The sequence below is a fragment of the Erwinia aeris genome (genome assembly GCF_041224955.1).
Taxonomy (GTDB): domain Bacteria; phylum Pseudomonadota; class Gammaproteobacteria; order Enterobacterales; family Enterobacteriaceae; genus Erwinia; species Erwinia aeris.
Genome location: NZ_JBGFFX010000005.1, coordinates 84,445 through 111,402, shown reverse-complemented (window position 1 = coordinate 111,402; position 26,958 = coordinate 84,445). Strand labels below are relative to the sequence as shown.

At 56.7% G+C, this 26,958-nt stretch carries 28 protein-coding genes; 13 read left to right on the top strand and 15 right to left on the bottom strand.

The window, feature by feature from the left end:
• Positions 1–26: 26 nt before the first annotated feature.
• The 9 genes from hycI to AB6T85_RS10340 all read right to left on the bottom strand — a co-directional run bounded on the left by hycI (position 27) and on the right by AB6T85_RS10340 (position 8,170).
• The gene (gene hycI / locus AB6T85_RS10380; protein WP_253455234.1) at positions 27–512 is read right to left on the bottom strand and encodes a hydrogenase maturation peptidase HycI; all 486 of its coding nucleotides are present in this window, start codon (positions 510–512) and stop codon (positions 27–29) included.
• Positions 505–924 (bottom strand): formate hydrogenlyase maturation HycH family protein, encoded by a 420-nt coding sequence (locus AB6T85_RS10375; RefSeq protein WP_253461112.1) that lies wholly within the window; start codon positions 922–924, stop codon positions 505–507. The genes hycI and AB6T85_RS10375 overlap by 8 nt, the downstream gene beginning before the upstream one ends.
• A 53-nt stretch (positions 925–977) precedes the next feature.
• Complete coding sequence (locus tag AB6T85_RS10370) at positions 978–1,772, bottom strand: NADH-quinone oxidoreductase subunit B family protein (protein WP_369895496.1); 795 nt, start codon at positions 1,770–1,772, stop codon at positions 978–980.
• Positions 1,769–2,326, bottom strand: a complete 558-nt coding sequence (locus AB6T85_RS10365) for a formate hydrogenlyase complex iron-sulfur subunit (protein WP_253455232.1) — start codon at positions 2,324–2,326, stop codon at positions 1,769–1,771. Before AB6T85_RS10365 ends, AB6T85_RS10370 begins: the two co-directional genes overlap by 4 nt.
• 11 nt (positions 2,327–2,337) lie before the next feature.
• A complete protein-coding gene (locus tag AB6T85_RS10360) occupies positions 2,338–4,062 on the bottom strand; it encodes a hydrogenase large subunit (protein ID WP_369895495.1) in 1,725 nt (574 codons plus the stop codon).
• A gap of 39 nt (positions 4,063–4,101) precedes the next feature.
• Positions 4,102–5,055, bottom strand: coding sequence for a respiratory chain complex I subunit 1 family protein (locus tag AB6T85_RS10355; RefSeq protein ID WP_369895494.1), 954 nt, complete (start codon positions 5,053–5,055; stop codon positions 4,102–4,104).
• Between the two features lie 10 nt (positions 5,056–5,065).
• Positions 5,066–6,958 carry a proton-conducting transporter transmembrane domain-containing protein gene (locus tag AB6T85_RS10350; RefSeq protein ID WP_369895492.1) on the bottom strand — a complete coding sequence of 631 codons (1,893 nt, stop codon included), beginning with the start codon at positions 6,956–6,958 and terminating at the stop codon, positions 5,066–5,068.
• Positions 6,955–7,557, bottom strand: a complete 603-nt coding sequence (locus tag AB6T85_RS10345; RefSeq protein ID WP_253461111.1) for a 4Fe-4S dicluster domain-containing protein — start codon at positions 7,555–7,557, stop codon at positions 6,955–6,957. The genes AB6T85_RS10350 and AB6T85_RS10345 overlap by 4 nt, the downstream gene beginning before the upstream one ends.
• A 145-nt stretch (positions 7,558–7,702) precedes the next feature.
• Complete coding sequence (locus tag AB6T85_RS10340; RefSeq protein ID WP_369895491.1) at positions 7,703–8,170, bottom strand: formate hydrogenlyase regulator HycA; 468 nt, start codon at positions 8,168–8,170, stop codon at positions 7,703–7,705.
• A gap of 341 nt (positions 8,171–8,511) precedes the next feature.
• Here AB6T85_RS10340 and hypA point away from each other — a divergent pair, with 341 nt between their 5' ends.
• From hypA to flhA, 6 genes are all read left to right on the top strand, one after another.
• Positions 8,512–8,856: a hydrogenase maturation nickel metallochaperone HypA gene (gene hypA / locus AB6T85_RS10335; RefSeq protein ID WP_253455227.1), complete on the top strand. Its 345-nt coding sequence runs from the start codon at positions 8,512–8,514 to the stop codon at positions 8,854–8,856.
• Between the two features lie 25 nt (positions 8,857–8,881).
• A complete protein-coding gene (hypB, locus tag AB6T85_RS10330) occupies positions 8,882–9,688 on the top strand; it encodes a hydrogenase nickel incorporation protein HypB (protein ID WP_369895489.1) in 807 nt (268 codons plus the stop codon).
• Positions 9,679–9,951, top strand: a complete 273-nt coding sequence (hypC, locus tag AB6T85_RS10325) for a HypC/HybG/HupF family hydrogenase formation chaperone (protein ID WP_369895487.1) — start codon at positions 9,679–9,681, stop codon at positions 9,949–9,951. The genes hypB and hypC overlap by 10 nt, the downstream gene beginning before the upstream one ends.
• Positions 9,952–9,954: 3 nt before the next feature.
• Positions 9,955–11,112, top strand: a complete 1,158-nt coding sequence (gene hypD / locus AB6T85_RS10320) for a hydrogenase formation protein HypD (RefSeq protein ID WP_301251395.1) — start codon at positions 9,955–9,957, stop codon at positions 11,110–11,112.
• Entirely contained in the window at positions 11,109–12,125 is a 1,017-nt protein-coding gene (hypE, locus tag AB6T85_RS10315) for a hydrogenase expression/formation protein HypE (RefSeq protein ID WP_369895486.1), read from the top strand. The genes hypD and hypE overlap by 4 nt, the downstream gene beginning before the upstream one ends.
• 76 nt (positions 12,126–12,201) lie before the next feature.
• Positions 12,202–14,292: a formate hydrogenlyase transcriptional activator FlhA gene (gene flhA / locus AB6T85_RS10310; protein ID WP_369895485.1), complete on the top strand. Its 2,091-nt coding sequence runs from the start codon at positions 12,202–12,204 to the stop codon at positions 14,290–14,292.
• Positions 14,293–14,362: 70 nt separating this feature from the next.
• Here flhA and AB6T85_RS10305 read toward each other — a convergent pair whose 3' ends face one another.
• Positions 14,363–15,211: an MBL fold metallo-hydrolase gene (locus AB6T85_RS10305; protein ID WP_369895484.1), complete on the bottom strand. Its 849-nt coding sequence runs from the start codon at positions 15,209–15,211 to the stop codon at positions 14,363–14,365.
• 223 nt (positions 15,212–15,434) lie between these two features.
• Between AB6T85_RS10305 and AB6T85_RS10300 the strand changes: the two genes are divergently transcribed.
• Positions 15,435–15,776: a hypothetical protein gene (locus AB6T85_RS10300; protein WP_253455220.1), complete on the top strand. Its 342-nt coding sequence runs from the start codon at positions 15,435–15,437 to the stop codon at positions 15,774–15,776.
• A 70-nt stretch (positions 15,777–15,846) separates the two neighbouring features.
• Here the strand turns inward: AB6T85_RS10300 and AB6T85_RS10295 are convergent, their stop codons facing one another.
• Positions 15,847–17,130 carry a cystathionine gamma-synthase family protein gene (locus AB6T85_RS10295; RefSeq protein WP_369895483.1) on the bottom strand — a complete coding sequence of 428 codons (1,284 nt, stop codon included), beginning with the start codon at positions 17,128–17,130 and terminating at the stop codon, positions 15,847–15,849.
• Positions 17,131–17,694: 564 nt separating this feature from the next.
• Here AB6T85_RS10295 and AB6T85_RS10290 point away from each other — a divergent pair.
• From AB6T85_RS10290 to hpt, 3 genes are all read left to right on the top strand, one after another.
• On the top strand, positions 17,695–18,537 hold the full coding sequence (locus AB6T85_RS10290; protein ID WP_369895482.1) for a YPO3983 family protein: 843 nt from the start codon (positions 17,695–17,697) through the stop codon (positions 18,535–18,537).
• The gene (locus AB6T85_RS10285; protein WP_253455218.1) at positions 18,527–18,991 is read left to right on the top strand and encodes a DUF943 family protein; all 465 of its coding nucleotides are present in this window, start codon (positions 18,527–18,529) and stop codon (positions 18,989–18,991) included. The genes AB6T85_RS10290 and AB6T85_RS10285 overlap by 11 nt, the downstream gene beginning before the upstream one ends.
• Before the next feature lie 410 nt (positions 18,992–19,401).
• The gene (gene hpt, locus AB6T85_RS10280) at positions 19,402–19,938 is read left to right on the top strand and encodes a hypoxanthine phosphoribosyltransferase (RefSeq protein ID WP_301251385.1); all 537 of its coding nucleotides are present in this window, start codon (positions 19,402–19,404) and stop codon (positions 19,936–19,938) included.
• A 61-nt stretch (positions 19,939–19,999) separates the two neighbouring features.
• Here hpt and can read toward each other — a convergent pair whose 3' ends face one another.
• A complete protein-coding gene (can, locus tag AB6T85_RS10275) occupies positions 20,000–20,665 on the bottom strand; it encodes a carbonate dehydratase (RefSeq protein WP_253455217.1) in 666 nt (221 codons plus the stop codon).
• A 106-nt stretch (positions 20,666–20,771) separates the two neighbouring features.
• Between can and AB6T85_RS10270 the strand changes: the two genes are divergently transcribed.
• The 3 genes from AB6T85_RS10270 (at position 20,772) to AB6T85_RS10260 (ending at position 24,611) form a co-directional block, all read left to right on the top strand.
• A complete protein-coding gene (locus AB6T85_RS10270) occupies positions 20,772–21,698 on the top strand; it encodes an ABC transporter ATP-binding protein (protein WP_253455216.1) in 927 nt (308 codons plus the stop codon).
• Positions 21,695–22,465, top strand: a complete 771-nt coding sequence (locus tag AB6T85_RS10265) for an ABC transporter permease (protein ID WP_125289061.1) — start codon at positions 21,695–21,697, stop codon at positions 22,463–22,465. The genes AB6T85_RS10270 and AB6T85_RS10265 overlap by 4 nt, the downstream gene beginning before the upstream one ends.
• A 298-nt stretch (positions 22,466–22,763) precedes the next feature.
• The gene (locus AB6T85_RS10260; protein WP_369895481.1) at positions 22,764–24,611 is read left to right on the top strand and encodes a hypothetical protein; all 1,848 of its coding nucleotides are present in this window, start codon (positions 22,764–22,766) and stop codon (positions 24,609–24,611) included.
• Between the two features lie 220 nt (positions 24,612–24,831).
• Here AB6T85_RS10260 and panD read toward each other — a convergent pair whose 3' ends face one another.
• Genes panD through panB form a run of 3 tightly spaced genes read right to left on the bottom strand, consistent with a single transcriptional unit; the run spans position 24,832 to position 26,911 of the window.
• A complete protein-coding gene (gene panD / locus AB6T85_RS10255) occupies positions 24,832–25,212 on the bottom strand; it encodes an aspartate 1-decarboxylase (protein ID WP_253461109.1) in 381 nt (126 codons plus the stop codon).
• 35 nt (positions 25,213–25,247) lie between these two features.
• Positions 25,248–26,102, bottom strand: coding sequence for a pantoate--beta-alanine ligase (panC, locus tag AB6T85_RS10250; protein ID WP_301251383.1), 855 nt, complete (start codon positions 26,100–26,102; stop codon positions 25,248–25,250).
• Between the two features lie 14 nt (positions 26,103–26,116).
• A complete protein-coding gene (gene panB / locus AB6T85_RS10245) occupies positions 26,117–26,911 on the bottom strand; it encodes a 3-methyl-2-oxobutanoate hydroxymethyltransferase (RefSeq protein ID WP_369895480.1) in 795 nt (264 codons plus the stop codon).
• Between the last annotated feature and the right edge of the window lie 47 nt (positions 26,912–26,958).

Sequence of the window (26,958 nt, the reverse complement as noted above, 5' to 3'; positions counted from 1 at the left end):
GTATCGTCATTTTCCCGACACTTATGTCATGTTGGCCTCGGGCGAAAAGGCGCGATGCCCAGGCCCGTCTCCAGCAGAGGAAGCCGCTGATAAAGCTCGCCAACCGCCCGCTCGACCGCTGGGCTAAGGGGATAGTAAAAAGCCACCACATCGGGCTGGATGCCGACAAAGGTAATCTGCGGAATAGCTTCCCGTAGCTGCTGAATTAAAAAGCTGAGCGGCAGCGTGTGGGTGGTCATCACGAACATTTCGGCGATATCGCTTTCGTCGATAAGGCGCATTTCGCCGGGAGCCAGCCCCATGTCGGTGGCGTCCACAATCACCAGGCGATCGGGCCGCTGCTCGCGCAGGTAGCCAATATCGTTTTCCGGCGCGGCTCCGCCATCCACCACCGTCCAGCCGGGCAAAGGGGCGGCGGCGCAAAGTTCGGCCAGGCGTGGCCCGGCGCCGTCGTCGCCCATCATGCTGTTGCCCACGCATAACAGCGCGTAGCGGGAAGAGGAATTAAGCATCGTATCTCCTGACCATCAGGTACATGGCGGGGTCGTTTTCAATTTGCTGGAGCAGGGCGATCAGGCGATCGCTCCACGCTTGCTGCTCTGCACTCATCCGCTCACGGGCGTCGCGCAGCGCCAGGGCCAGCAGATGGGTGTGACTGCTGTCGATAGTGATTTCGCCAAAGCGGCGCACGCCTGCCATTTTCCGCTGGGCTTCGCTGTTTTCCGCCAGGCAGGCAATCCATTGCAGATAGCCTTGAAGCGGGCAGGTGAGCTGCGGTTGCAGACAGTCGATAACGCCAACGTGGTGACCAATCGCCAGGCTGTAGTAAACCACCTCTTGGGCTTTCTTCGAGCTACGCTGCTGCGCGCATTTTTCATCGACGAATTTGCTGCCCAAAGCGTAAAACACCACTTTGTCGTGCAGGACGCGGGCCGACGGCTGATGCCGGGCGTAACGCTGTTGGTTAACCTCGGTGCTCACAGGCGAACCTCCCCGCGCAGAACCTGCTGATAAATTTGCTGTAAATGCCCCACGATCTCCGCCAGGCGGAGATCGCCCTGCTCATCCAGCCAGTCCGCCACGCGCTGTTCTACGGACTGCACGCCGGGCGCGGCCAGCGCCTGCATAAAGCGATCGGCAATCTGGCGACCATAGCGATAGCCGGCCATGCGTCGCGCTTCGCGATCCAGCAATACCCGCAGCGGCTGCGGCAGCGCAGGGTGCAGCAACGCCGCCGGTTCAGCCGCCTCAGGGTGCTGCTGACCTTTAATTTTTTGATCGAGCAGGCCAAGCGCCATGGCAAAACCATAAATAGTGGCGGCGGGCGTGGGCGGGCAGCCGGGAATATAAACATCCACCGGCACAATCTTGTCCGTGCCGCCCCAGACGCAATAAAGGTCGTGAAAAATGCCGCCGCTGTTGCCGCAGGCGCCATAAGAGATACAGATTTTCGGGTCTGGCGCCGCGTCCCAGGCCCGCAGCGCAGGCACGCGCATGGCGCGGGTGACGGCACCGGTAAACAGCAGAATATCGGCATGACGCGGGGAAGGAACTACCTTGATGCCAAAGCGTTCGGCGTCGAACAGCGGTGAAATGGCGGCAAAAATCTCTATTTCGCAGCCGTTGCAGCCGCCGCAGTCAACCCGATAAACGTAGGCGGAACGGCGAATGTTGTTCAACAGCGTGCTTTTCAGGCTGGCGATGCTCTCGTCGAGCGTAACGGGCACCGGCAACCCGTTTTCGTCGCGTGGCCCGTGCAGGATCTGGCTCATAGCTGTGCCTCGGGGGTCAGATGGCGGCCAATATCTATCCGGCTGGATGCGGGCAGCTGATGCTTTTTCTTGCAGGACGGACAGGTTTCATACTGCTCGCGACGTTCAGCAATCTGCCGTTCACTCAGCGCTGCGCTTTCCTGTAACAGAGAAAGCGCGAAGTCGATCTCTTTCTGCACGGCATAGGGATGGCCGCATTCCCGGCAGCGGCAAACCGGGAAATCAGCGGTTTCAAACAGATCCTCTTTACGCCATACCGCCAGTTCAAATTCTTGCGACAGCCTGATGGCGGCCGTCGGGCAGACTTCCTCGCAGCGCGCGCAGAAAATACAGCGGCCCAGAAACAGCGACCAGCGGATCGCCTCGCCTTCTTCTGGCGGCGTCATGGTCAGCGCGTTGGACGGACAGGCATTGGCGCAGGCACCGCAGCCGATACACTGCTGCGCGTTGTACTGAGGTTTGCCGCGAAAGTTGGCCGCCATCTCCAGCGGTTTTGCCGGATAGGCCACCGTTGCGGTACCGGTTTTCAGCACTTTTTTAATCAGCTTTAACATGTTGTCCCTCCCTAAAGCGGCGAGTTTTTGCGTTCAATGCCGTAACGTTCGATCTCTTTGTAAGGCACGACGACGGTGGTTTTCTTACGTACGTCGACCACCGTCATCCTGTCGGTGCAGGAATAGCAGGGGTCAAGGCTGCCGATAATCAGCGGCGCGTCCGAAACGGTATTGCCCCGCAGCATGTAGCGCAGCGTTGGCCAGTTGGCGTAGGTCGCCGCGCGGCAGCGCCAGCGAAACAGCTTCTGGTTGTCGCCGGTCATGCTCCAGTGCACGTCATCGCCGCGCGGCGCTTCGGCAAAGCCCAGCGCGAAACGGTGGGGAATATAGGTAAAGCCTTCGCTCATCAGCGGCCCCTGCGGCAGATTTTGCAGGCCGAACTCGATCATATTCAGCGAGTTAAACACTTCGTGGATGCGCACCTTCAGGCGGGAATAGACGTCGTTGCCGGTTTCGCTGTGAAGCGTAAACGGCAGGCTGGCATAGCCGGCATAGGGATGATCCGCCCGCATATCGCGGCGGTGGCCGCTGCCGCGTATCATCGGGCCGACGTTACTGAAATCGCGCGCTATCTGCGGGTCTAACAGGCCGACGCCGACGCTGCGCTGTTCGGTATTCGGCGTACTGAGCAGAATATCCACCAGGTCGTTCAGCTCGCCGCGCATCCCTGCTGACAGCGCGATAGTCTGGATCATGTCCTCTTTCAGAATGTCGCGACGCAGGCCGCCAATCAGGTTCATCCCGTAGGTTTTACGGGCGCCGGTCAGAATTTCCGCCATTTTCATCGACTGCTCGCGCACGCGGAAAAACTGCATAAAGCCAGAATCGAAGCCGACGAAGTGGCAGGCCAGGCCCAGATTCAGCAGATGGCTGTGCAGACGTTCAACCTCCAGCAAAATGGAACGGATAGTCTGGGCGCGCGCCGGCACCACAATGCCCATCGCGTTTTCAACCGAGGTGGTATACGCCACGCTGTGGGTAAAGCCACAGATGCCGCAGACGCGATCGGAAAGAAAGGTGACTTCGTTGTAGCCCATGCGGGTTTCGGCCAGTTTTTCCATGCCGCGATGCACGTAAAACAGCCGGTAGTCGGCGTCAATAATGTCTTCGCCGTCGACGAAAAGGCGAAAGTGTCCGGGTTCGTCAGAAGTGACGTGAAGCGGGCCGATTGGCACAATCGTGCTCGCTTCCTTTGTTTCAGAGATAAAGGGATAGGTTTCGTTATCGGTCGTTGGGGCCGGGCGTTGGCGGTAATCCATCGCGTCTTTACGCAGCGGATACAAATCGTCTGGCCAGTCATCCGGCAGCACCAGGCGGCGTTCATCCGGCAGGCCGACCGGGCGCAGGCCATACATATCCCGCACTTCGCGCTCGCCCCAGACGGCCGCCGGGACGCGCGGCGTGACCGACGGGAACTCCAGCGAGACGGGATCCACTTCGGTGCGCACGGTGATCCAGCACTTTACGCCTTGCTCCATTGACAGCACATAATACAGCGCGTAGTTGCCGCACAGCGTGCGCTCATCATTGCCAAACAGCACGGAAAGCCAGCCGCCCTGCTGATAGTAGAGCCACTCCACGACCTCCGGCAGCGCGTTCAGCCTGACGGTGACGGTGGCCTGCGTATCGGTCTGCCATTCGCTGTAGAGCAGCGCCGCAGGAAACTGTTTTTCCAGCGTCGCCAGATAGTGCAGGCCGACCGGATGTTGATTTAATGCCGTTGTGACTTCACTCATTATCAAACCTCTTCCCGCCGTGGCGGGACAAGAAAAATGTCAGCCCGCTATCAGCCAGGAAACCAGCGCCAGAAACGCCAGGCCGAATCCCGCCCAGGTGGTGCGGGAAGTGTTTAAAAAGCGCAAACGCGCCACGCTGTTTTCAATGAGCGCCACCAGCAGCACGGCAACCAGCAGTTTTGCCAGACAGAGCGCGGTGGCGATCAGCAGGCCGAACGGCGTTGGCTCCGCCGCCAGGCCAAAGGGGAGAAACAGGCCGAGAAACAGCTGAAGCACCACCAGCTGCTTCAGGCTGAGGCCGAGTTTCAGCACGCCCAGCGTCGCGCCGGAATATTCGGTCAACGGGCCTTCCTGCAGCTCCTGCTCGGCTTCGGCCATATCGAACGGCAGCTTGCCCATTTCGATATAGGTGGCGAAGGCGCAGGCCAGCCCGGCCAGCAGCAGGGTCAGCGAGGACGAAAGCGGCCAGTGCAGCACCTGCGCGCTAATGGCGCTAAGCGCGGTCGAACCGGCCACCAGCGCGGCTATCCACAGGCCCAGCAGCAGGATGGGTTCGACCAACACGCCCAGCACGGCTTCCCGGCTGGCTCCGATGCCGGTAAAAGGGCTGCCGGTATCCAACCCGGCGATAACAAAGACAAAGCGCGCCAGGGCGAACAGATAAATAAGGGCGATGAGATCGCCTGCGCCAGCCGCTGGCGAAGCAAGCGTTACCACGGGCAGCGCGCTGGCAATGACCAGCAAGATGCCGGTGAGGAGCCAGGGCATAGTGCGAAAAGCCGGGCCAGAAGCCGCCGGCGCCACGCTCTGCCGCTGTAACAGTTTGGCGATATCGCGATACTCCTGCAGTACGCCAGGCCCCTGGCGATTATGCATACGGGCGCGCAGCACGCGGTTGATGCCGGTAAACAGCGGCGCGACGGCCAGCAGCCCTGCCGCCTGGATAAGCGCCAGCGGCCACAGCGAACCGGTAAGAACAAAGGGAAAGGTCATCGTCAGTTCCTCAGGCCAGCGCCGCGACCAGCAGCACGGCCAGTTCAATAAATGCCAGACGGCGGCACAGCGCAGCCAGCCCGCCCTGATGCAGGGCCGTCGTCAGGGCGGCAGGCAGCAGACGCTGGCGCAGACGATACAGCGGCGCAAACATCACGCGCAGCGGCTGAGCGAAACCGGTGGCGGTTACCACCATCCCGGCGGAATGAGCGTAGCCACAGGCCCAGGCGTCGCCGCGTCGCCGGTTCGGCAGGCGGCTGCCGCGCAGCGCAACGGCAATAAGCCAGGGCAGCAGCGGCATCGCCAGCAGTAAAATCGCCACCATCGGAGCGGAAACCGCCGACGTAGCCGAGAAGACGGCGCCATGCTGCGTAACGACAGGCGCGGTCATATGCAGCACGTCGGCGGCAACGAGGGAAAACAGGGGAACGATCCAGGGAGACGCGACGCCAGACACCACGCACAGCAGCGCCGGGATAACCACGCTGAGCGTGACCGCCAGAGGAGCAGGGCTGGCCCCGGCGGTGCCGCCGCGTGGGCTGCCCAGAAAGGCAACGCCAAAAACTTTGGCGATACACATCAGCGCCAGCGCGCCAGTCAGCGCCAGCCCGACGGCAAGCAGCGGGCCGAGCAGGCGAGTCAGCCAGAACGGGCTGCTGCCAAGCTGGAAAAAAGACTGGTAAAGCAGCCATTCGCTGGCAAAGCCGTTTAGCGGCGGCAGAGCGGCCATCGCCATCAGCGCAATCAGCATTGCGCCCGCCGTCCACGGCATCAGACGCGCCAGCCCGCCGAGCCGCTCAATATCTTTCGTTCCGGTCTGCCTCTCTATTTCGCCCGCGCCTAAAAACAGCGTGGTTTTAAACAGGCCGTGGTTAAAGAGATGGAACAGACCGGCCAGCAGCGCCAGCGCTGCCAGCAGCGGCAAACGCAGCGTGACGCCAATCATCGCGCCGCCCACGCCCAGCAGAACGATCCCGACATTTTCCAGCGTGTGGTAAGCCAGCAGGCGGCGGATATCATGTTCCATTAGCGCGTAAAGCCCACCGATAAAGGCGGTTAGCATCGCCAGCAGGATGACCAGCACGCCCCACCACAGCGGCGGTGCGCCCAGTAGATCCAGCCCGACTTTGATTACCCCTAAAATGCCGACTTTCATTAACGCCGAAGAGAACAGCGCGGCGGCATGAGCGGGGGCGCTGGTGTGCGACTGCGGCACCCAGCCATGCAGAGGAATAATCCCGGCGTAAAGCCCGAAGCCGGTCAGCGACAGCAGAAAGGCCGTCGACCTGACGCCCGCAGAAAGCTCGCTGTGCCGCAGCACGTCAAAGTTCAGGCTGCCGCTGGTGTGATAAAGCAGGCCAAAAGCCAGCGCCAGGCAGAGCGTGCCAAGCCGCGCGGACAAAAACTGATTTAAGCCGGTGCGACGGCTTTTCACGTCGTCATTCTGCACAATCAGCAGTCCGGCGCAGAGCGCGGCCAGCTCCATCGACAGGATCAGTTGCACCGCGTTGACGGCCAGCACGGCTGTCGTCAGCGTCGCCATCAGCAAATGGCACAGCAGGCCAGCCCGCGCGCGAACAGGCCCACCGACGCTGCGCAGCCAGACCCAGGCGTACAGGTTGCAAAATAGCGCGGGTAGCCAAATAGCCAGCAGCAGCAGCGCGTTCAGCGGGCTGAAGCCTGCCTGAAAAGAGAACGGCGGCAGGGCGACGGTCAGCGCGTCACCGGGCAGGATTTGCATCGCTGCCGCTATCGTCGCCAGAGAAGCCACCAGGCCGCCGCTGCTAAAAACAGCCGCGCTGACACGGGCAGCCCCGGCGAGCAGCCAGCCGATGCCGCCGCTCAGCAGCAGGAGCAGCAGCGCAAACGTCAACAGCGGCGCGGGCGAAAAAAGGGAGGTCATGATGGGTTCTCCTTGCCAGAGATAAACAGATCGACAGGGAGCGAGCTGGCCGCATTCAGGCGCTTCCGTTGACTGGCGTGCAGGGACAAATCGACGGTAACCAGCTTGATGGCCTGGGTCGGACAGGTTCTGATGCAGGCGGGGCCATCCTCGCTGAAACTGCACAAATCACATTTCACGGCCACCGCCCGCACGCCCGGCACGCAATCAAGGAAAGGGCTGAGCGGACGCGGCGGCAGCGGGGCGGGCAAGGCTTTCGGCGTATTGCAGTCACGGGGTGTTGCTACCGGCGTGCTGCCGGAAAAAGTGATGGCGCCAAACGGGCAGGCGATGCCGCATAGCTTGCAGCTGACGCACAGATTCTCATTCAGCTGAACAGCGCGATCCCGCAAGGTAATAGCATTAACCGGACAAACTTTGGCGCAGGGCGCATCCTCGCACTGGCGACACATGACCGGCGCGGAATCCTGAAGGTTGCGCATTACCTCCAGGCGCGGCGCGGACTGCAGACCATAACGCTGATGTTCCTGTGAGCAGCTGGCTACACAGGTATTACAACCGATACAGCGTCTGGCATCGGCTATCACATAATGATTCATGGCGGTCGGGCGGCTCATGAAATCTCCTTGGGATTTCGTCAAAAGTGACGAAATTGACGTTGAAAACAGAGTTTCGTCATTTATGTCGTCATTACTGCCCCTGTGCAGGCCATCAGATCTATTCCAGGGGATAATGGCTGGCCTGTTAAAAGGCTTTAATTAACTTTTCCAACTGCGGATGGATTGGGGTGCTGCTATGAATAGCGTCATAAATACACTGATAAATAGCGGCTATTTTATTCAGGTAGTGATCAAGCACGGCCTGCCTGTCGTGAATATCAACAGCGTTATCAATACGGCCGTCTTCGGTTAATGTCGCCCGGGAAAAGGCCTTAAAATCTTCCGGCTCACCTGGCTGCGCCATATTAAGGCTGTAGACGATTTGCTGACTGTAAAAGTCAGCCTGCAAATGGATGCTGATAATAAAATGGTTAAATAAGACAAAATGGATGCCGCGCTCGTTGCTGCAGGTGAATTCATGATTAATGTTGTGACTGGAAAGGGCTACGGCCTGCGTCAGCGCGTTCTGATAGGTACGCCAGTGCGCTTTCAACTGGTTGTTTTTACTGGCGATATACTCAGCCTGGTCGGCCGGTTCGCTAAGGGAGCTCATAAGCATTACCACGGGTTAAGGTGAACAGGATACCGTTTCGACATTGCTATTACGCCAACGAAACAGGATTGCTGAGAACCTAATGGCATAAAGTGTGCCAGGTCATGAAAATATTCTAAAACACTTTGTAGTTCATCAATTTAAAGGCGATTGGCGGTAATCTCTTTGCCCGATTATTTAGCGCTGTCGATGTCAAAGACATGTCATTTCGTCATATCTGACGGTCAGTTAAATACGCGTTTCTTTCCGGCTCTGGCCATATCGATAAGGCATAAACGCCGTGTCGAAAAAAGCTGGCATTGATATTGCAAATTACTCCTCAGCATCCGAGGAGAAAGGCAATGCACGAAATTACTTTGTGTCAAAACGCCGTAGAAATAATGCAGCAGTTTGCCCTGCGTCATCATGCCCGACGCATTACCTCCGTATGGTTGGAAGTCGGCGCGTTTTCCTGTGTCGAGCCCGAAGCGCTGCGCTTCTGTTTCGACCTGGCCTGTCGGCAAACGCTGGCGGAAGGCTGCGATCTGCATCTTGATACGCCAGCGGCGGTCAGCTGGTGTCACGACTGCCAGCGCGATATCACCTTATTGATGGCGGGCGTGCTGCTCTGCCCGGACTGTGGCGGACGTCGTCTGCGGGTGATTGCGGATGACGGCATGAAAATTAAACGTATCGAAATTGAATAGCGGGCCAGCGCCCGGGGAGAAAATTATGTGCAGTACCTGCGGCTGTGCCAGCGGCGAGCTTCGTATTGAAGGCGTGAGCGGCGACGCCTTGCATTCTCACGATGGCGGCGGCCATTGCCATCACCACGGCGGCCATGCTCACAGCCATCAGGAGCGCGCCCATGGGCTGCCTTATGCGCCGCGCCGTCTGGTCGATATAGAAACCGAAGTCCTGGCAAAAAATAACCACATCGCCGCGCATAATCGCGAGCATTTTGCCGCCGCGTCCATTCTGGCGCTGAATCTGGTTTCCAGCCCCGGTTCGGGTAAAACAACCCTGCTGACGAACACTCTGCTGCGCCTTGCGCCGCGGCAAGCGTGCGCCGTTATCGAGGGCGATCAGCAAACCGCTAACGATGCCGAGCGCATCCGCGCGACCGGCGTCCCCGCGATTCAGGTCAACACCGGCAAAGGCTGTCACCTGGATGCGCAAATGGTGCATCAGGCGGTACATCAGCTGGCTCCTGAAAACCACAGCCTGCTGTTTATCGAAAACGTCGGCAATCTGGTGTGCCCGGCCAGTTTCGATCTTGGGGAGCATTGCAAAGTGGCGGTACTGTCGGTCACGGAAGGGGAAGACAAGCCGCTGAAATATCCCCATATGTTCGCGGCGTCGCGCCTGATGATCCTGAATAAAATCGACCTGCTGCCTTACCTGAATTTTGACGTCGAAGCCTGTATCGATAACGCGCGGCTGGTCAATCCACAGATTGACGTCATTCAGCTGTCGGCCACCACCGGAGAAGGCATGGCGCGCTGGCTGGCATGGCTGGAGCAACAGCAATGTGCATAGGCATTCCGGGGCAGATTGTCGCGCTGCATGAACAGCACAGCGATCATGCCTGGGCTGAGGTCTGCGGCCTGCGTCGCGAAGTCAATATCGCTCTGGTCTGTGGCGATAGCCGCGAGGCCTTGCTCGGAAGCTGGGTGCTGATCCACGTGGGTTTTGCGCTGGCCCGGCTGAACGAGCAGGAAGCGCAGGAGACGCTGGCCGCCCTTCATGCCATGGAAGAGCTGGAAGCCGACGTGGCGCTGTTCCTGGCGGGTGAGAGGTAAAATATGCGTTTTGTTGATGAGTTTCGCGATCCGGCGCTGGCGAAGAAGCTGCTTGAACGGCTTAACCAGCAGGCGACGCGGCTGCCTTTTACCGCAGAAAAACCGATGCGGATAATGGAGGTGTGCGGCGGGCATACCCATGCCATTTTTAAATTCGGCCTGGATAAGCTGCTGCCGCCACCGCTGGAGTTTATCCACGGGCCGGGCTGTCCGGTCTGCGTGCTGCCTATGGGCAGAATCGATGCCTGCTGTGAGATTGCCGCCCGACCAGACGTCATTTTTTGTACCTTTGGCGATGCGCTGCGCGTTCCGGGCAAGCAAGGCTCGCTGTTACAGGCCCGCGAGCGCGGCGCGGACGTCCGCGTGGTTTACTCGCCGCTCGATGCGCTTAAGCTGGCGCGGGAAAATCCCCGGCGGCAGGTGGTCTTTTTTGCGCTGGGCTTTGAAACCACCATGCCGGTTACTGCCGTTACGCTGCAACAGGCAAAGCGACAGCGGCTCGGCAATTTCAGCGTGTTTTGTCAGCATATCAGCCTGATGCCCACCTTACGCAGCCTGCTGCAGCAGGACGATGTTCGAATTGACGCGTTTCTGGCGCCCGGCCACGTCACCATGATCACCGGAACCGCACCATACCGGTTTATCCATCAGCAATTTGGCAAGCCGCTGGTGGTCAGTGGGTTTGAGCCGCTGGATATACTGCAAAGCGTCCTGATGCTGGTGGAGCAGGTGTGCGAGTCAGGCTGTAAAACAGAAAACCAATATCGACGCGTGGTGCCGGAAGAGGGGAACCTGCTGGCGCAGCGGGCGATACGGGAAGTCTTTCAGCTTGCCGGCAGCAGCGAGTGGCGCGGACTGGGGCTGATTGAGGCATCCGCTATTTCGCTGACCGAAGCCTATGCCGGTTTTGACGCCGAACGGCGCTTTACACCGGGCACATACGCCGTCGCCGATCATCCCCAGGCGCGCTGTGGCGATGTGCTCACAGGACGTTGTAAACCGCACCAGTGCCCGCTGTTCGGTACCGCCTGCACGCCGCATAACGCCTTTGGTGCGCTGATGGTTTCTTCCGAAGGCGCCTGCGCCGCCTGGTACCAGTATCGGCACCAGGAAACCCCGGCGGAAGTTCCGCCAGGGGCAGCTACGAGGGTAACCGAATGACGGCACAAACCGTAACGATGGCGCACGGCAGCGGCGGCCGCGCCATGCAGCAGATGATTGAACGGATGTTTCTGCAGGCGTTTGATAATCCCTGGCTTAACGAGCGGGAAGACGGCGCCCGGCTGTCGCTGGCCGATTTTACCCGTCAGGGCGACCGGCTGGCTTTTTCCACCGACAGCTATGTTATCGATCCCATTTTCTTTCCTGGCGGCAATATCGGCAAGCTGGCGGTCTGCGGTACAGCGAACGATCTGGCGGTCTGCGGCGCCATACCCACTTACCTCTCCTGTGGTTTTATCCTGGAAGAGGGCCTGCCGCTTGACGATTTGCAGAGCATCGTCAACGCCATGGCGCAGACGGCGCAGCAGGGAGGCATCGCTATCGTCACCGGTGATACCAAGGTGGTTCAGCGTGGGGCAGCCGATAAGATCTTTATTAACACGGCAGGGATCGGCGCGATCCCGACGGCGGTGAAATGGGCGGCCAGCGCCATTCAGCCTGGCGACAAGATCCTGGTTAGCGGTACGCTTGGCGACCACGGCGCAACTATTCTGAATCTGCGCGAGCAGTTGGGAATGGATTTGGACGTGCAGAGCGACTGTGCGGTGTTAGCTCCCCTGATTGCGCCGCTGCGTTTGCTGCCCGGCGTGCACGCGCTGCGCGACGCCACGCGCGGCGGCGTCAATGCAGTCCTGCATGAGTTCGCCGGGGCCAGCGGGCTGGGTGTCTCAATAGAGGAAAATGCCCTGCCGGTAAAGCCTGCGGTAAGAGGGATTTGTGAGCTGCTGGGGCTGGAGGCGCTGAATTTCGCTAACGAAGGCAAGCTGGTGCTGGCGGTTTCCGCCCGGGCAGAGCAGCAGGTGCTGAGCGTGTTGCGCAATCATCCACTGGGCGCGGATGCGGTCACTATCGGCGAGATGACGGCAAATCCGCAGGTCTGCTTACGCGGCGCGCTGGGGGTTTCGCGCCAGCTGATGTTACCCCATGCAGAGCCTTTGCCGCGCATTTGTTGACCTTAATAAAAGCGTATCGGATCTGACTTTCTTTGCGCAATTCTCTTTCTTATCAGAGGTTATCCAGGGTAAAGCTATGCAAACTGCCACTCTAAGCAACACCAAACAAGAAGGATTGTTGACGCTGACGCGAACCCTGCTGCGGCAGCAAACCATGAGCTCGCTGTTGCAAGCCCTGACGCAGGTGGTGCAGCGTGTGAATATGGCAGAAGCCGTCACGCTGCTGCTGTTCGGCAATAACGCCCGCGTCCATTTTTACGGCACCGATGCGATGCATCAGCCGATTGTGTATGAGGATGAGACACTGCTGGCAAGCGGCCCGGTGCATTCACTGCGTAAAACGGCAAGCACGCAGGTCTGGCGTGGTGAAGCGCTGCATCGGCATTATCCGCAGCTGGCCGCGCTGGATCTTTATCCGCCGTTTACCGACTACTGCCTGGTGCCGCTAACAGGGCCGTCCGGCGTGCTGGGCGGCTGCGAATTTATGCGTCAGAACGGCCAGGCGTTTACTGCTGAAGATAAAAAGGCGCTGAATGAGCTGTGCCTGCTGGCTGCCGTGGCGGTTGAACAGATCCAGCTGCATGAGAATGCCCAGCTACAGCAGTCGCTGTTGCGTCATGAACGGGATGATTTTCGTCTTTTGGTCGATATTACTAACGCAGTCATTTCCCGCCTGGATCTGGATGAACTGACCGGTGAAATTGCCAAAACGATCCACCACTTTTTTCATATCAACGCCATCAGCATCGTACTGTGCGACGTGGATAAAACGAGCGAGCAGGCAAATGTTTACACCACTCACTATATAGAGGCGCACGTCGCGGAGCGTGAACAGTCCCGCATCACGCTGGTCGGCACGCTGGAAGAGCAGGTGATGAAAAGCGGTGAAAGCCTGCTCGTCAACGTGCCGCCCGCCAAAGGGCAGGAGAAGGTGCAAAACGCCCTGTTTCAGCAGCTGTGGCCTAATCAGGTCAAAACGTTATGTATTCTGCCGCTGCGTTTTAAAGACAAAACGCTGGGCGTGCTGAAACTGGGCAAGACGCAGCCCGACAACTTTACGCCCGCCAACCTGAGGGTGTTGCAGCAGATTGCCGAGCGCATCGGCATCGCGGTAGATAACGCGCTGGCCTATCAGGAGATCAAGAGCCTGAAGGAGAAGCTACAGCATGAAAATCTTTATCTGACCGAGCAGATCAACAGCCACAATCCCGATTTCAGCGATATCGTTGGGCGAAGCGCCAGTATGTCAAAAGTGCTGAAACAGGTTGAAATCGTGGCGAAAAGTGACTGTTCGGTATTGATCCTTGGTGAAACCGGCACGGGCAAAGAGCTGATTGCCAGGGCGATACATAACCTGGGCGATCGGCGTGATAAACGCATGGTAAAGATGAACTGTGCGGCAATGCCCGCCGGCCTGATGGAAAGCGAGCTGTTTGGCCATGAGAAAGGCGCGTTCACCGGCGCGACGGCTCAGCGTATGGGCCGTTTTGAGCTGGCCGACCAGGGGACGCTGTTTCTGGACGAGGTGGGTGAAATTCCTTTAGAACTGCAGCCCAAGCTGTTGCGGATCCTTCAGGAGCAGGAATTTGAACGGGTCGGCGGAAGCAAGCAAATTTCCGTAAACGTGCGGATAATCGCGGCGACTAACCGCGATCTGAGCCAGATGGTGGCCGACAAGGCTTTCCGTAGCGATCTCTATTATCGGTTAAACGTCTTCCCCATTGTTATCCCGCCGCTGCGCGAACGGCCGGAGGATATCCCGCAGCTGGTGAAGTTCCTGACCTATAAAATCTCCCGCCGTATGAAGCGGACTATCGACAGCATTCCGGCAGAAACCTTGAGGTTGCTCAGCCGTATGCCGTGGCCGGGCAACGTGCGTGAGCTGGAAAACGTGATTGAGCGTGCGGTGCTGCTGACGCGCGGCAGCGTGCTGGATTTACAGCTTCCTGAGCTGAATTATCCGCTGCCGATCGCCGATGTGCCCAGCCTGGCGGCGGAAGCCTCGGCCCCACCGCTAAGCGGGGAGGATGAACGCGAGCGCATTATTCAGGTATTAAAAGAAACCAACGGCGTCGTCGCCGGGCCGCGCGGTGCGGCGGTTCGTCTGGGGCTGAAACGGACTACCTTGCTTTCCAGAATGAAAAAAATGGGGATTACAGGAAAATAACGGCTTCCATCAGCGCTGGCCTGGTGAAAAGTGCATAAGGTAGCCCCTTGCAAGGGGAAGCCCGGAAAGCTTATCGGTTTTGGTCAGGCGGCGAGCCTCCGGCGATCATCCGCTCCAGCTCGCGGAAATCATGGCTGCAAAACAAACTGATTTCCGCAGAGTGATGGCGGGCCAGCTCGCGCAGGCGCTGCTGATTAACGCGCCTGACGTCATTATCGGCGGCCATAAACCACTGATAAAACCGCAATCCCGGCGTACAGTGGCGCGGATGCTCAAGCTCGCGCTGATAAAACCACGCATCGCCGCCGTGCAGCAGCCAGCCGGTATCGGTCTGCACCGCTATTCCCGCATGGCCTTGCGTATGACCAGGCAAAGGGATCAGCAATATTTCCGGCGGCAGGCCTTTTAAACCGGTGACGGCATCAAAGCCAAACCACTTTTCACCGGATACGTGATAACCCGTCCAGCCTGAGACGCCGCTCCACTGGCCAGGCCGATAACGGGAACGGGCCAGCCAGCTGTCGCGCTGCCGGGAAGTATCGATTTCCCGCTGCATCAGATGAATTTGCGCCTGCGGAAAATCGGTCAGCCCACCGGCATGGTCAAAGTCCAGATGGGTCAGCACGATATGGCGAACGTCCGAGGCCTGGTAGCCCAGCGCCAGGATTTGCGACAGCGCTGTCAGAGAGGGTTTGCGCTGAATATTGTTCATCACGCGGAAAAAAGTGGCTAAGCGGCTGCCGGGCGCGCGCATATCTTCCGTACCGAATCCGGTATCAACCAGCACCAGCCCGCTGTTTTCCGTTTCGATAAGCAGGCAATGGCAGGCAAGATGCGCCCGGATGCCTTTGCTGAAACCGTCATAAAGCGCGCCGCCAACGGGACACATACAGCCACAGTTAAGATGAATAACCTTCACGGATTCTCCTCCAGCAGGATCGGTTCATAGCGGAATCAATAAGTGTAGGCGTTTTCCTGGACTCCTGACCGCAGGTAAAACCAGCCGGAAGATGTCGTTGCCTCGCGATTTGTCCGTTATTCCTTCAGAAAATTTTATTGGAGCGGACGGCGTGGTGCCCGGTCTGGACGTAAAAACATTTCCTGTTACAATCCCCGCTCTTAAAAAAAGCCAGGATAAAAAGATGAAAATGAAAGCATTATTAGGCGCGGTATTGGCGGGAAGCCTGCTGCTCAGCGGCTGTGGTATGGTTGATAATGCGGTACGCACCGACGAAAGCATTAAAGAAAAAGCAGCTTTTGCGCTGGGCACTACGGCGGATAAAGTCATCATCACGCAACGTACCAGCGATATCGACTCGGTCAGATTCCATGCCTCTACTCAGGGCAAAGTCTTCCAGTGCTATTACTCTACGGCTGGCATCAGCAGCGATGCTATTTGCTCTCCGACGGATGGCTCTTCTCTGCCAACGGCAGCGGGTTCTGCCTCGTGCAACGCATTGCTGAAAGCCGCACATAAGTGCTGAGTCCAGTCTGATATATGGCCCCGGCTGACGGTTTTGCCGGGGCCGCGTACAACCTGCTACAAGAAAACGGTCACACCTTTTCCAGCGCCAGGCGTAGATCCTCAATCAGATCGTCTTTGTTTTCGATGCCGATAGAGACGCGAACGGTAGCCTCATTGATGCCGATACGCGTGCGCACCTCCGCCGGGACGCCGGAATGCGTGGTGCTGGCAGGATGGCTGGCGAGTGATTCGGTGCCGCCAAGACTTACCGCCAGCTTAAACAGCTGGAGCGCATTCAGCAGCTTAAAGGCAGCCGCCTGGCCGCCGACCACGTCGAACGAGAACGTCGATCCCGCGCCGCTACACTGTTGTTGATAAACCTCTGCGGCTGGCGAACCGGCTTCCAGAAATGGCAGATAGTGCAGTTTTTCAATTTTTTGATGCGATTGCAGAAACGCGGCGACGGCGGCGGCATTGTCATTGGCGCGCTCCATACGCAGCGACAGCGTTTCCAGCGAGCGGCCGATCATCCAGCAGGAGTGCGGATCGAGCTGGGTACCAATCGCGCTGCGCAGCGCTTTAATCTGTTTAATCAGCGCCTTGCTGCCCATCACCGCACCGGCAATCAAATCGGAATGGCCGCCGACATATTTAGTCAGCGAATACAGCGACAGATCCGCGCCGTGTTCGGTTGGACGCTGAAAGACCGGCCCGAGCAGCGTGTTATCACAGGCAATAATCGGACGATGCTGCTGCTGCTGTGCTATTTCATCAGCCACGCGTTTAATCAGCGCGATATCCACCAGGCTGTTGGTAGGGTTAGCGGGCGATTCAATGAGGATCATCGATACGCGTCCCTGTTTCATTGCCTCTTTTGCCGCTGCCCGTACGGAGGCCTCATCCACGCCGTCGGCAAACCCGACCGACGCCACGCCCAGCCGACGAAAAGTTTTGGTCAGCAGGGTTTCGGTGCCGCCATATAAAGGCTGCGAATGCAGAATGGCGTCGCCTGGCTCGACAAAGGCCAGCAGGGCGGTAGAAATAGCCGACATGCCCGAAGAGAACAGCGCCGCGCTTTCGGTGCGCTCATAAATCGCCAGCCGATCCTCGACGATTTCGCTGTTGGGATGATTAAAGCGTGAGTAAACCAGGCCGTTGCCTTCGCCTTCCGGCGGCTCGCGACGACCGGAAACGTAATCGAAAAAGTCACGGCCTTCTTCGGCGCTGGTAAAAATAAAGGTCGAAGTCAGGAACACGGGCGGTTTCACTGCGCCTTCGGACAGCGCAGGATCGTAACCGTAGTTAAGCATTTGCGTTTCAGGCTGTAGTTCACGATTGCCGAGATGCGTTCTTTTTGCGTGTTGCGTCGCCATGGGTTCTCCTGACCAGCGAGGGTAAATAAGCGATCGCATCTTAGCCTTACCGCCTTAACGTTATTAAATAATTTATTGGACTATCGTTAAGCTTTTACTGAAAATATTCAGGCCTTCCGGAAGGCTATATGTCTGTTAGCATGAAATTCAGTTGCTGTTATTCTTCGCTGAAGGAAAAGCAGCAAAAAAAGCGGCGTGATGAACGGATTGATCGGGATGAAATATAACGACGACAGGATTTTTTCCAGCAAAAGGTTTTACAAAAAAATTTTTTTTGACAGCGTCCATTAAGCAATGGAAAAGCTATTCATTGGTTTTAATTAACGGAACGCTGTTGGCTATGCCGCTGACCTTTCCATTAGCGCTATATTCCCCAGATCTTTGGCTATCTTGCTTTTCCGATTTTGCGGGCTGGAAAGGTATGAAACGGATACACTCCGCTCAAGCGGGCAAAATTCTTAATTTTTTTTCATTTAAATGTCGGGCGTTTACAGGCGATTTGAGCGGCGCTAGATTTACATCTAGCTGAAAATTTTCAGGAGTAACCCACAAGGAAGCGATACCATGTCTGCATTACAATTCCCCTGTACAATTTTCAAAACACAAAAAAAGATGGAAGATTACAGCGCCAGTGATATGCATTGTGGCGATTTATCAGAATTTCAGCTGAAAAGAGCGTTTCATCTGGTCGATGTATCCACCAGAGTCAATCCTTACACATTGACCAAAATCACCCCATTTAATCAACCTCAATCGAGATTCTATGGCTCCCGTAGCGAAGGTGAGAAAATTTCCCGGCAAGAATGTGCCAAAATCCTCTTTGATGAATTCCGACACCTTTCGCGGACATTTTCCATTTACGGACCTTACAGCCATCTGATTGAAAAAATGATAACCCATATGCAGAAAGGCAACGGCATGCCTTTTCAGGATACATCTTTGGATAGTGCGTTAAAAAAGCATATTCTAAATGATAATTCTAAAAACAATACGCGTCTTTTGTTAACTAAAGTCGTTGGTAAAAACATAGACTGGGGAAAGGGTTACTTTCCTTTAGCGCAAAAAAAAGAGTTAACAAAAGCGATCCTTAGAGGGAAGTTACCTAAGTTTGATCGGTTGCAGGATAGTTTTAACGGAATGGGGATTACAGTACATGATGTATGGGCTACACATATCGCTATAAAATCACTGCATATTGAAAATGAGCGGTACCGCGCGCTTGTGAATTACAAAATACAGGATCATTTTGGCCTGGATAGTGAAGATATTTCAGCGTTAAAATTTAATCAGTTCCGTTTTTTTCGCATCTGGTTTTTGCTTCAACGATACAACCTGTTTGGCTTTAAACCCTTTATGACCGATATGGAAACCACTGTGGAAATTACCGGGAGACGTGATGAAAACTAATAAAAAATTATTGAGTACGTTGTTACTGGTTGGTAGCGCGTCACTGGTCTATGTTTTTTGGTTGTTTTTTCGCCCTGTGGTAATAGTTGCCGTTCACGAGGACGGGAACTTCAGTGATGTCATAGTAAAAAATGTTCCGTTTACCGAACGGGGTAAAATAGCCTGGTGGCTTAAAAATAAAGATAAGCTAAAAAACCGTTACGGCATCCCTAAACCAGCATTATATGGAAATTACACCATTAGCTTTTGGTTATTTGGTGATGGCTATAAAGAAGAGGGCAAGTATGACAGGTTATGTTTTAAGGATATGCAAACTGATAAGAACTGCATTGATAAAAACAGAGTGTTTTCAATAGATAAGAGCAAGAATAAGGGGACTATTTTCGTTGTGTATGATGGCGATGACTACCGACTGGAAGAAAATGGGGAAGTAATAAAAATTGACCATAATTAAAGCTTTATTTATTGCGTAGTGCCCAGGGGAAAATCTTCCTTCCCCTGCTGATTTCTTATCATGTTTCAGCCGGGTACTGAGATACGCTGATAACGGACACAGCTAAAAACATTCATCACCGGCCTTCAGGGAAGTTATTGCCCCCTTTTTCGGAGATCGGCAATGCAAGACAAGGGGTAATCTAACCCCTGAGCTTTTGCCGCCGGCCAAAAGCGGCGATTTGTTCGCATGCTTTCAGTTCATCCGGCAACCATCCCTGATATAATCCCCCTCCTTAAGAGGTTCTCATGCTATCGCCGTTGTATTGGATTGTGTGGTACTCCGTACAGCAATCGGTGTGTCAATATCGACTTTTCATACACGCTTTACATGATGTTTAACTGAATAAAATCAGTGAGATAAGCTAATTTATGAAACACACTGTAGAAGTCATGATCTCCGAGCAAGAGATCGCCAAACGCATCGCTGAACTGGGCCAGCAGATCACCGAAAACTACCGCGACAGCGGTAGCGAAATGGTGCTGGTCGGCCTGCTGCGCGGTTCCTTTATGTTTATGGCGGATCTCTGCCGCAGGATTGAGGTATCGCACGAGGTCGATTTTATGACGGCTTCCAGCTACGGCAGCGGTACGTCCACCACGCGCGATGTGAAAATCCTTAAGGATCTGGATGAAGATATCCGTGGCAAGGATGTGCTGATCGTGGAAGACATTATCGACTCCGGCAATACGCTGAGCAAAGTGCGGGAAATCCTGCGCCTGCGCGAGCCAAAGTCGCTGGCAATCTGTACGCTGCTGGATAAGCCTGAACGGCGGGAAGTGGAAGTGCCGGTGGAATACGTGGGCTTCACTATTCCTGATAAATTCGTGGTGGGCTACGGCATCGACTACGCCCAGCGCTATCGCCATCTGCCTTACGTAGGCCACGTGGTAATGCTGGAAGAGTAACGCTCACCGCACGATCGACTAAGGCCGGATTTCCCGGCCTGATATATGATCCGGCCGGAGATCAGCTCGGGTTTTGCAAGCCTTTCAGCGCGTTAGCGATACCTTTATGGTGACGCTCTTCAAGCACGTCCATGCTGGAAGCGCCGACTTCCAGGTCGTGCAGGTGGCCATCCTGAATACCGTAAACCCAGCCGTGAATTTTGACATTCTGACCGCGTTTCCATGCCGACTGCATGATGGTGGAGTGGCCCAGGTTATAAACCTGCTCGATCACGTTGATTTCACAAAGTTTGTTAAAACGCTGCTCCGGCGTCGGCAGCTGTTTCAATGACGAACTATGCTTGTACCACAGATCGCGGATGTGCAGCAGCCAGTTGTTGATCAGACCCAGTTCCGGGTTCTCGACCGCCGCCTGCACGCCGCCGCAGCCGTAGTGGCCGCAGATAATGATGTGCTCCACCTGCAGAACCTCCACCGCGTACTGCACAACGGAAAGGCAGTTCAGATCGGTGTGAATAACCAGGTTAGCTACGTTGCGATGAACGAACAGTTCGCCCGGCTCCAGGCCGGTCAGACGTTCGGCTGGTACACGGCTGTCGGAACAGCCAATCCAGAGAAAACGAGGCTTCTGCGCCAGCGACAGGCGTTCAAAAAAAGCCGGGTTCTCTTCTTTCAGCAGGCGAGACCACTCGCGGTTGTTACTAATGAGAGTATCAATATCTTTCATTTTTATAGCGCCATAACTTGATATGCGTGGCAGTAATATAGGCCATCAAACTGTGATTGAAAACGCTAAACAAGAAAACCATACAAAACAGGGCAATCCTTTACCTATGACTTATGCACTGGAACTCGAAAAGCTGACCAAAACCTATGCGGGTGGCGTTCAGGCCTTGAAAGGAATCGATCTTAACGTGGAAGCGGGCGACTTTTATGCGCTGCTTGGCCCCAACGGCGCGGGCAAATCCACCACTATCGGTATTATCAGCTCGCTGGTGAATAAAACTGCCGGCAAGGTGCGGGTGTTTGGCTATGACCTGCAGCAGGATGTGGTCAACGCCAAGCGCCAGCTGGGCCTGGTGCCGCAGGAGTTTAACTTCAACCAGTTTGAAACCGTGCTGCAAATCGTGGTCAGCCAGGCGGGCCTTTACGGCGTAGAGAAAAAAGAAGCGCTGCAAAGGGCGGAAAAATACTTAAAGCAGCTCGATCTGTGGGACAAGCGCAACGAGCGGGCGCGGATGCTTTCCGGCGGCATGAAACGCCGCTTGATGATCGCCCGCGCGCTGATGCACGAGCCAAAGCTGCTGATCCTGGATGAGCCGACCGCAGGCGTGGATATTGAGCTGCGCCGCTCGATGTGGAGCTTTTTGCAGGATCTGAACGCCAAAGGCACCACCATCATCCTGACCACCCACTATCTGGAAGAAGCCGAGATGCTTTGCCGCAATATCGGCATTATTCAGCACGGCCGACTGGTGGAAAACACCACCATGAAAGGGCTGCTGGCGAAGCTGAAATCGGAAACCTTTATTTTCGATCTGGCGGCAAAAAGCCCACTGCCGGCGCTGGAAGGCTTCCAGTACCGGCTGGTGGATACCTCAACGCTGGAGGTGGAAGTCATGCGCGAGCAGGGGCTGAACAGCGTCTTCAGCCAGCTCAGCCAGCAGGGCGTCAAGGTATTAAGTATGCGCAACAAGGCTAACCGCCTTGAGGAGCTGTTTGTAGACCTGGTAAACGGTCGCAAAGGAGAGAAAGCATGACACATCTGTACTGGGTTGCCCTGAAAAGTCTCTGGGGAAAAGAGATTAACCGTTTTGCCCGCATCTGGATCCAGACGCTGGTGCCGCCGGTTATCACCATGACGCTCTATTTTATTATCTTCGGCAACCTGATTGGCTCCCGCATTGGCGATATGCATGGCTTCAGCTATATGCAGTTTATCGTGCCGGGGCTGATTATGATGGCGGTGATCACCAATGCCTATGCCAACGTAGCGTCCTCTTTTTTCAGCTCTAAATTCCAGCGCAACATTGAAGAGCTGCTGGTGGCGCCGGTGCCGACGCACGTCATTATCGCTGGCTATGTCGGCGGCGGCGTGGCGCGCGGCGTCTGCGTCGGGATCCTGGTGACCGCGGTGTCGCTGTTCTTTGTGCCGTTTCACGTGCACTCCTGGCTGATGGTGGCGGTAACGCTGCTGCTGACGGCGATCCTGTTTTCGCTGGCGGGCCTGCTGAACGCGGTCTTCGCTAAAACCTTTGACGACATCAGCCTGATCCCGACCTTTGTGCTGACGCCGTTAACCTACCTGGGCGGCGTGTTCTATTCGCTGACGCTGCTGCCGCCGTTCTGGCAGATGGTGTCGAAGCTGAACCCGATCGTCTATATGATCAGCGGTTTCCGCTTCGGCTTTTTGGGCATCTCCGACGTGCCGCTGGTGTTTACGCTGGCGGTGCTGGTAGGCTTTATCGCGGTGTTTTACATTCTGGTCTGGTGGCTGATCCAGCGCGGAAGAGGGCTGCGTACCTAAATGCTTAAAAGCCTCTCTTCCCGCAAGGGGAAGGGAGGCTGAACCGCCTTCTCTCTGCATGGAGAAGGTTGCTGAACGAAGAAAGCGTAACCGCAAATAGCACGATCTCCATCCCCGCATTATTTGACGTCCATCACTCAATATAAGAAAACCTTATTTAGCTGCAAACTTTTTCCTCCCTGTTGCCACTCAGTCCTATCGCGAGCACGTTGTACTGGTATTGAGTATGGCCGGTGTTGTCACGATAAATCAGCAGGCCACAAGCCTGTTATCTTTGACTCAACTCTGGATCAAACTTATGGCAGGCGTAAATGCATTACCTTCTACCTTAACTACCGCCACTCACTCTTCAGGCCAGGCAACCTCCAGTCAGGAGGCTCGCGCCCGGGGCACCGGGGGAGCAGGCCCTTCTACGGCGGTTACCACACCGGCAGACGCTGCGCGCGATCGGGCCATTAACAACATAGTTACCCAGCTCAATCACTATTTTCCCGGCAGTACCGCATTGCACACGCTGGTACAGGATCGTGCCGCTGAGCTTCATGATATGGGAGAGACGCCTCAAAGCGTTGCCGAAAATATGGCCAAAGCGCAGAAAATGGATTACATCAGCGAGGCCGCAGGCAACGCGGTAAAAGCGTTTCCTTTTGCCATCTCGGGCTACGCCTCAGGCGCCCTCAAATTAGGCGCAGGCGTGGCCGGTTCCACGCCGGGTTCGGAAGCGCTGGCGGGGGCGATTGATGGGGCCACGGCGATGGTGATGAAATCCGTAGGCGATAAGGTATTTGCTGATACGGTAAAGGATACGCTGTGGCTGGCAGCCGATTCCGCAAAGCTGGAGCCGGAAATGCAGGAGGTGCTGAAAAAGCGCCAGGGCCTGGGAGAAAGCCTGAAGCTGGCTCCGCTGGGCGGCCAGGGATTCAATGGCCGTAATGCCGTGGTCGGCGCTGTAGCCGCGGCGACGCATAATAATCCTCAGGCGGTGTCGCATACCAGCAATGTGCTGAGTCTGGCAGCAGGCGCGGCGGGCGGCGTCCTCACCAACAAGTTCAGCGCTTCCCACGGCCCTGAATTCCTGCTGGGACGCACCGACTGGAAAGCGCAATACACCGCGTTGAAGTCTACCAGCGTCAAGCAGCAGATGGCGTCCGGAGGCGCGGAAAGGCTGAAAACGCTGCTGCTTAGCTTACTAACGCCCCGTAATTATGCTAAGGGAACGCTGAATATTACTTCAGGAAATATGGTGTCGGAAATTGGCGCCTTAGCCGTGGCGCTGGCCGGAAACAATGCCTTACGCAATGTTGTGCGTAATAAAGGCGTGAGCGAAGCCGTGAGTTCTGCCCCCTCCGCCGCGATTGATGACGCGCTTGGACGCCTCGGCGCAGGCCAGCTGACCTCGCCATCAGAGATTGCTAAAGATCAGGCGATTAACCTTGTCGGCGCCGCGCTGGCCTATGCTTTTCAGGGCGTCGCAGGCGCGTTAGCCGGGCCGGCGCCAACCCGCAATGACGAAGCCGTAGATTTTCTGGCGGATAAAGTCGTGAACAGCGTAATTGGGGAGAAAACCGGTGAAGTGCGGGATAAGGCTATTGAGGTGGTACAGCAAGGGGCAAGAGATGTGGGACAGATGACCGTCGATGCCGCGGTGAAAACCAAAAACTCGGTCAAGGAAGGCGCCATCTCATTAGCCGATGGAGCGGTCAAAACGGGCAACGCGGTTGGCAGCGGTCTGAAAACGGCGAAAAATAACGTTTCTGACGCCATGAGCAATGCCCATCAGTGGGCGGGCGAACAAATCAAAAAGCAGTTTGCTTCTCCGCCACAGCCAGCCGCGCAGGCGATGCCGTCGTCAGCCCCTCAGGCTTCGTCGTCACGGCCCGCCGCGCAGACGTCAGGACAGACCACCGCGCCACAAACTGCGCCGCCACCGGCACGACCTGTCGCTCCGACGGCACCGCAGGTCTCGACGTCACAAACTACGGCACCGACCCGACCTGCCGCGCAAACGGCGCCACAAGCTTCGACCTCAAAGCCTGCCGCTCAGACGACGCCGCCTTCAGCCGCGCCTGGCGGATCCCGGCCCGTCGCGCAGCCAGCGAGCGAAGAAATTGAGATGCAGCCGTTGGGCAAAAGTAAGCAGGCGTAGCCTGAGGGGGGTGCCTGGGGCTGGAAGCGTCAAACCCTGCCAGGTAAACGGCGGTGTCTCCAGCTGCGCCAGCCTCCTCTAGCCCCGCAGCCGGGGAGGCAGAGATGCCGCCGCCGGGTAACAGTAAGCAGGGCCGGGCCGGAAAACGGGAGTAAAAGGAAAGGGCGGGGTCTGAACGATGGCGGTAAGAAGAGCGGGGGAGTCATCCCCCGCCAGTAGATTAAGCGACCTGCACCGGCACCGCTTTCGCCAAACGCTTCATTACATTATCGCCTTCAAAGTAGGCGACTTTCGGCTGCCATTCGCGGGCTTCGGCATCCGACATCGTCACGTAAGAGCAAATGATCAGAATATCGCCTTCGCAAGCGCAGCGGGCGGCCGCGCCGTTGACGGAGATAATTTTCGAGCCGCGTTCGGCCGCGATAGCATAGGTAGAGAAGCGCTGACCGTTAGTCACGTTATAGATATCGATCGCTTCATATTGCAGGATGCCGGAAGCATCCAGAAAGTCCTGGTCAATGGCGCAGGAGCCTTCATAGTTCAGATCTGCCTGCGTGACTTTGACGCGGTGGAGTTTGCCCTGCAGCATGGTACGGTTCATCATTTACCTCTGGTGAATAAGCAATAATCGGCACGCTATGCCGTTAAATCGACCTGCTGATTATCAATCAGACGCGCCTTGCCCAGCCAGGCCGCCATCAAGATGACCGCGCTTTTGCTTTCTACCGTTAGCGGCAACAGCGTTTCAGCATCGACTATCGCCAGTCCGTCGGCGCGCAGGCCGTGGATGGCCAGCGCGGCTTCCGCATCGGCAATAATCACATCGACATGACGCTCTCCATTGGACAACCTTTCCGCCATGCTGTTCATGACGCGGCTCAGCGCGGGCGCGATTTTTCGCTCGTCGGGCGTCAGATAACCGTTACGCGAGCTGAGCGCCAGGCCGTCTTTCGCGCGCACCGTCGGCACGCCGACAATCTCGATATCGTAGCCCATGTCCGCGACCATCTTGCGGATCAGCGCCAGCTGCTGGAAATCCTTCTCGCCAAAGCAGGCCAAATCGGGCTGCACGAGGTTAAACAGTTTGCTGACGATGGTCGATACGCCGCGAAAGTGGCCCGGACGGCTGGCGCCTTCCAGCAGCGAAGAGAGGCCCGGCACCTCGACAAACGTCTGCTCGCCAAGCCCTTTTGGATAGATATCATCGGGCGCGGGCGCAAAAACCAGATCCACCTTGCGGCGGTTCAGCTTCTCACAGTCTTCCTGGAGCGTGCGCGGATAGCGCGCCAGGTCGTCAGCGCGCTCAAACTGCATCGGGTTAACGAAAATAGTGGTAACCACAATATCGGCGCGCGCGCGGGCTTCGTCGACCAGCGTCATATGGCCGTCGTGCAGATTGCCCATCGTGGGCACCAGCGCGATACGCTTGCCTTCTTGCCGCCAGCGGCGGATCTCACGCCGCAGCATGGGTAAGGTTTCAATAATCAGCACTTGCCGCTCCCGTCTCAGTAAAAACTGTGTTCTTCAGCAGGATACGTTCCCGCTTCGACTTCCGCTACATACTGCCTGACGGCAGCGCGCATCTCGCCTGTTTCCAACAGGAAATTTTTGACGAATTTAGGAGTATGCCCGCCGGTGATGCCGAAGGCGTCGTGCATCACCAGGATCTGACCGTCGGTCACGTTGCCCGCGCCGATGCCGATCACCGGAATAGCCAGCGCCTCGGTTACGCGCTGCGCCAGCGCGACGGGCACGCACTCCAGCACCAGCATTTGCGCGCCGGCCGCTTCCAGCGCCAGCGCGTCGGCCAGCAGCGTCTCCGCCGCCTCGCTATCGCGACCCTGCACTTTATAACCGCCGAAAATATTGACCGACTGCGGCGTTAAGCCCAGATGCCCACAGACCGGCACGGCGCGTTCGGCCAGCTGGCGCACGGTGTCGCTTAGCCAGGCGCCGCCTTCGATTTTCACCATGTTCGCGCCCGCGCGCATCAGCTCCGCCGAGCTGGCAAAAGCCTGTTCCGGCGTGGCGAAGGTCATAAAAGGCAGATCGGCCATCAGCAGCGCGGCAGGCGCGCCGCGGCGCACCGCACGGGTATGATAGGCGATATCCGCCAGCGTGACGGGCAGCGTGGAATCATGGCCCTGAACGACCATACCAAGCGAATCGCCGACCAGCATGACCTGAATGCCTTCGTCGGCAAACAGGCGAGCGAAGCTGTAGTCATAAGCGGTAACAGAAGCGAATTTGCGGCCGCTTTTTTTCCATTGGCGAAGGGTGGAGACCGTTGTCGGTTTCATCACAACCTCTGAGAAAGTGTTCTGGTGGGCGTATCTTAATGGAAGGG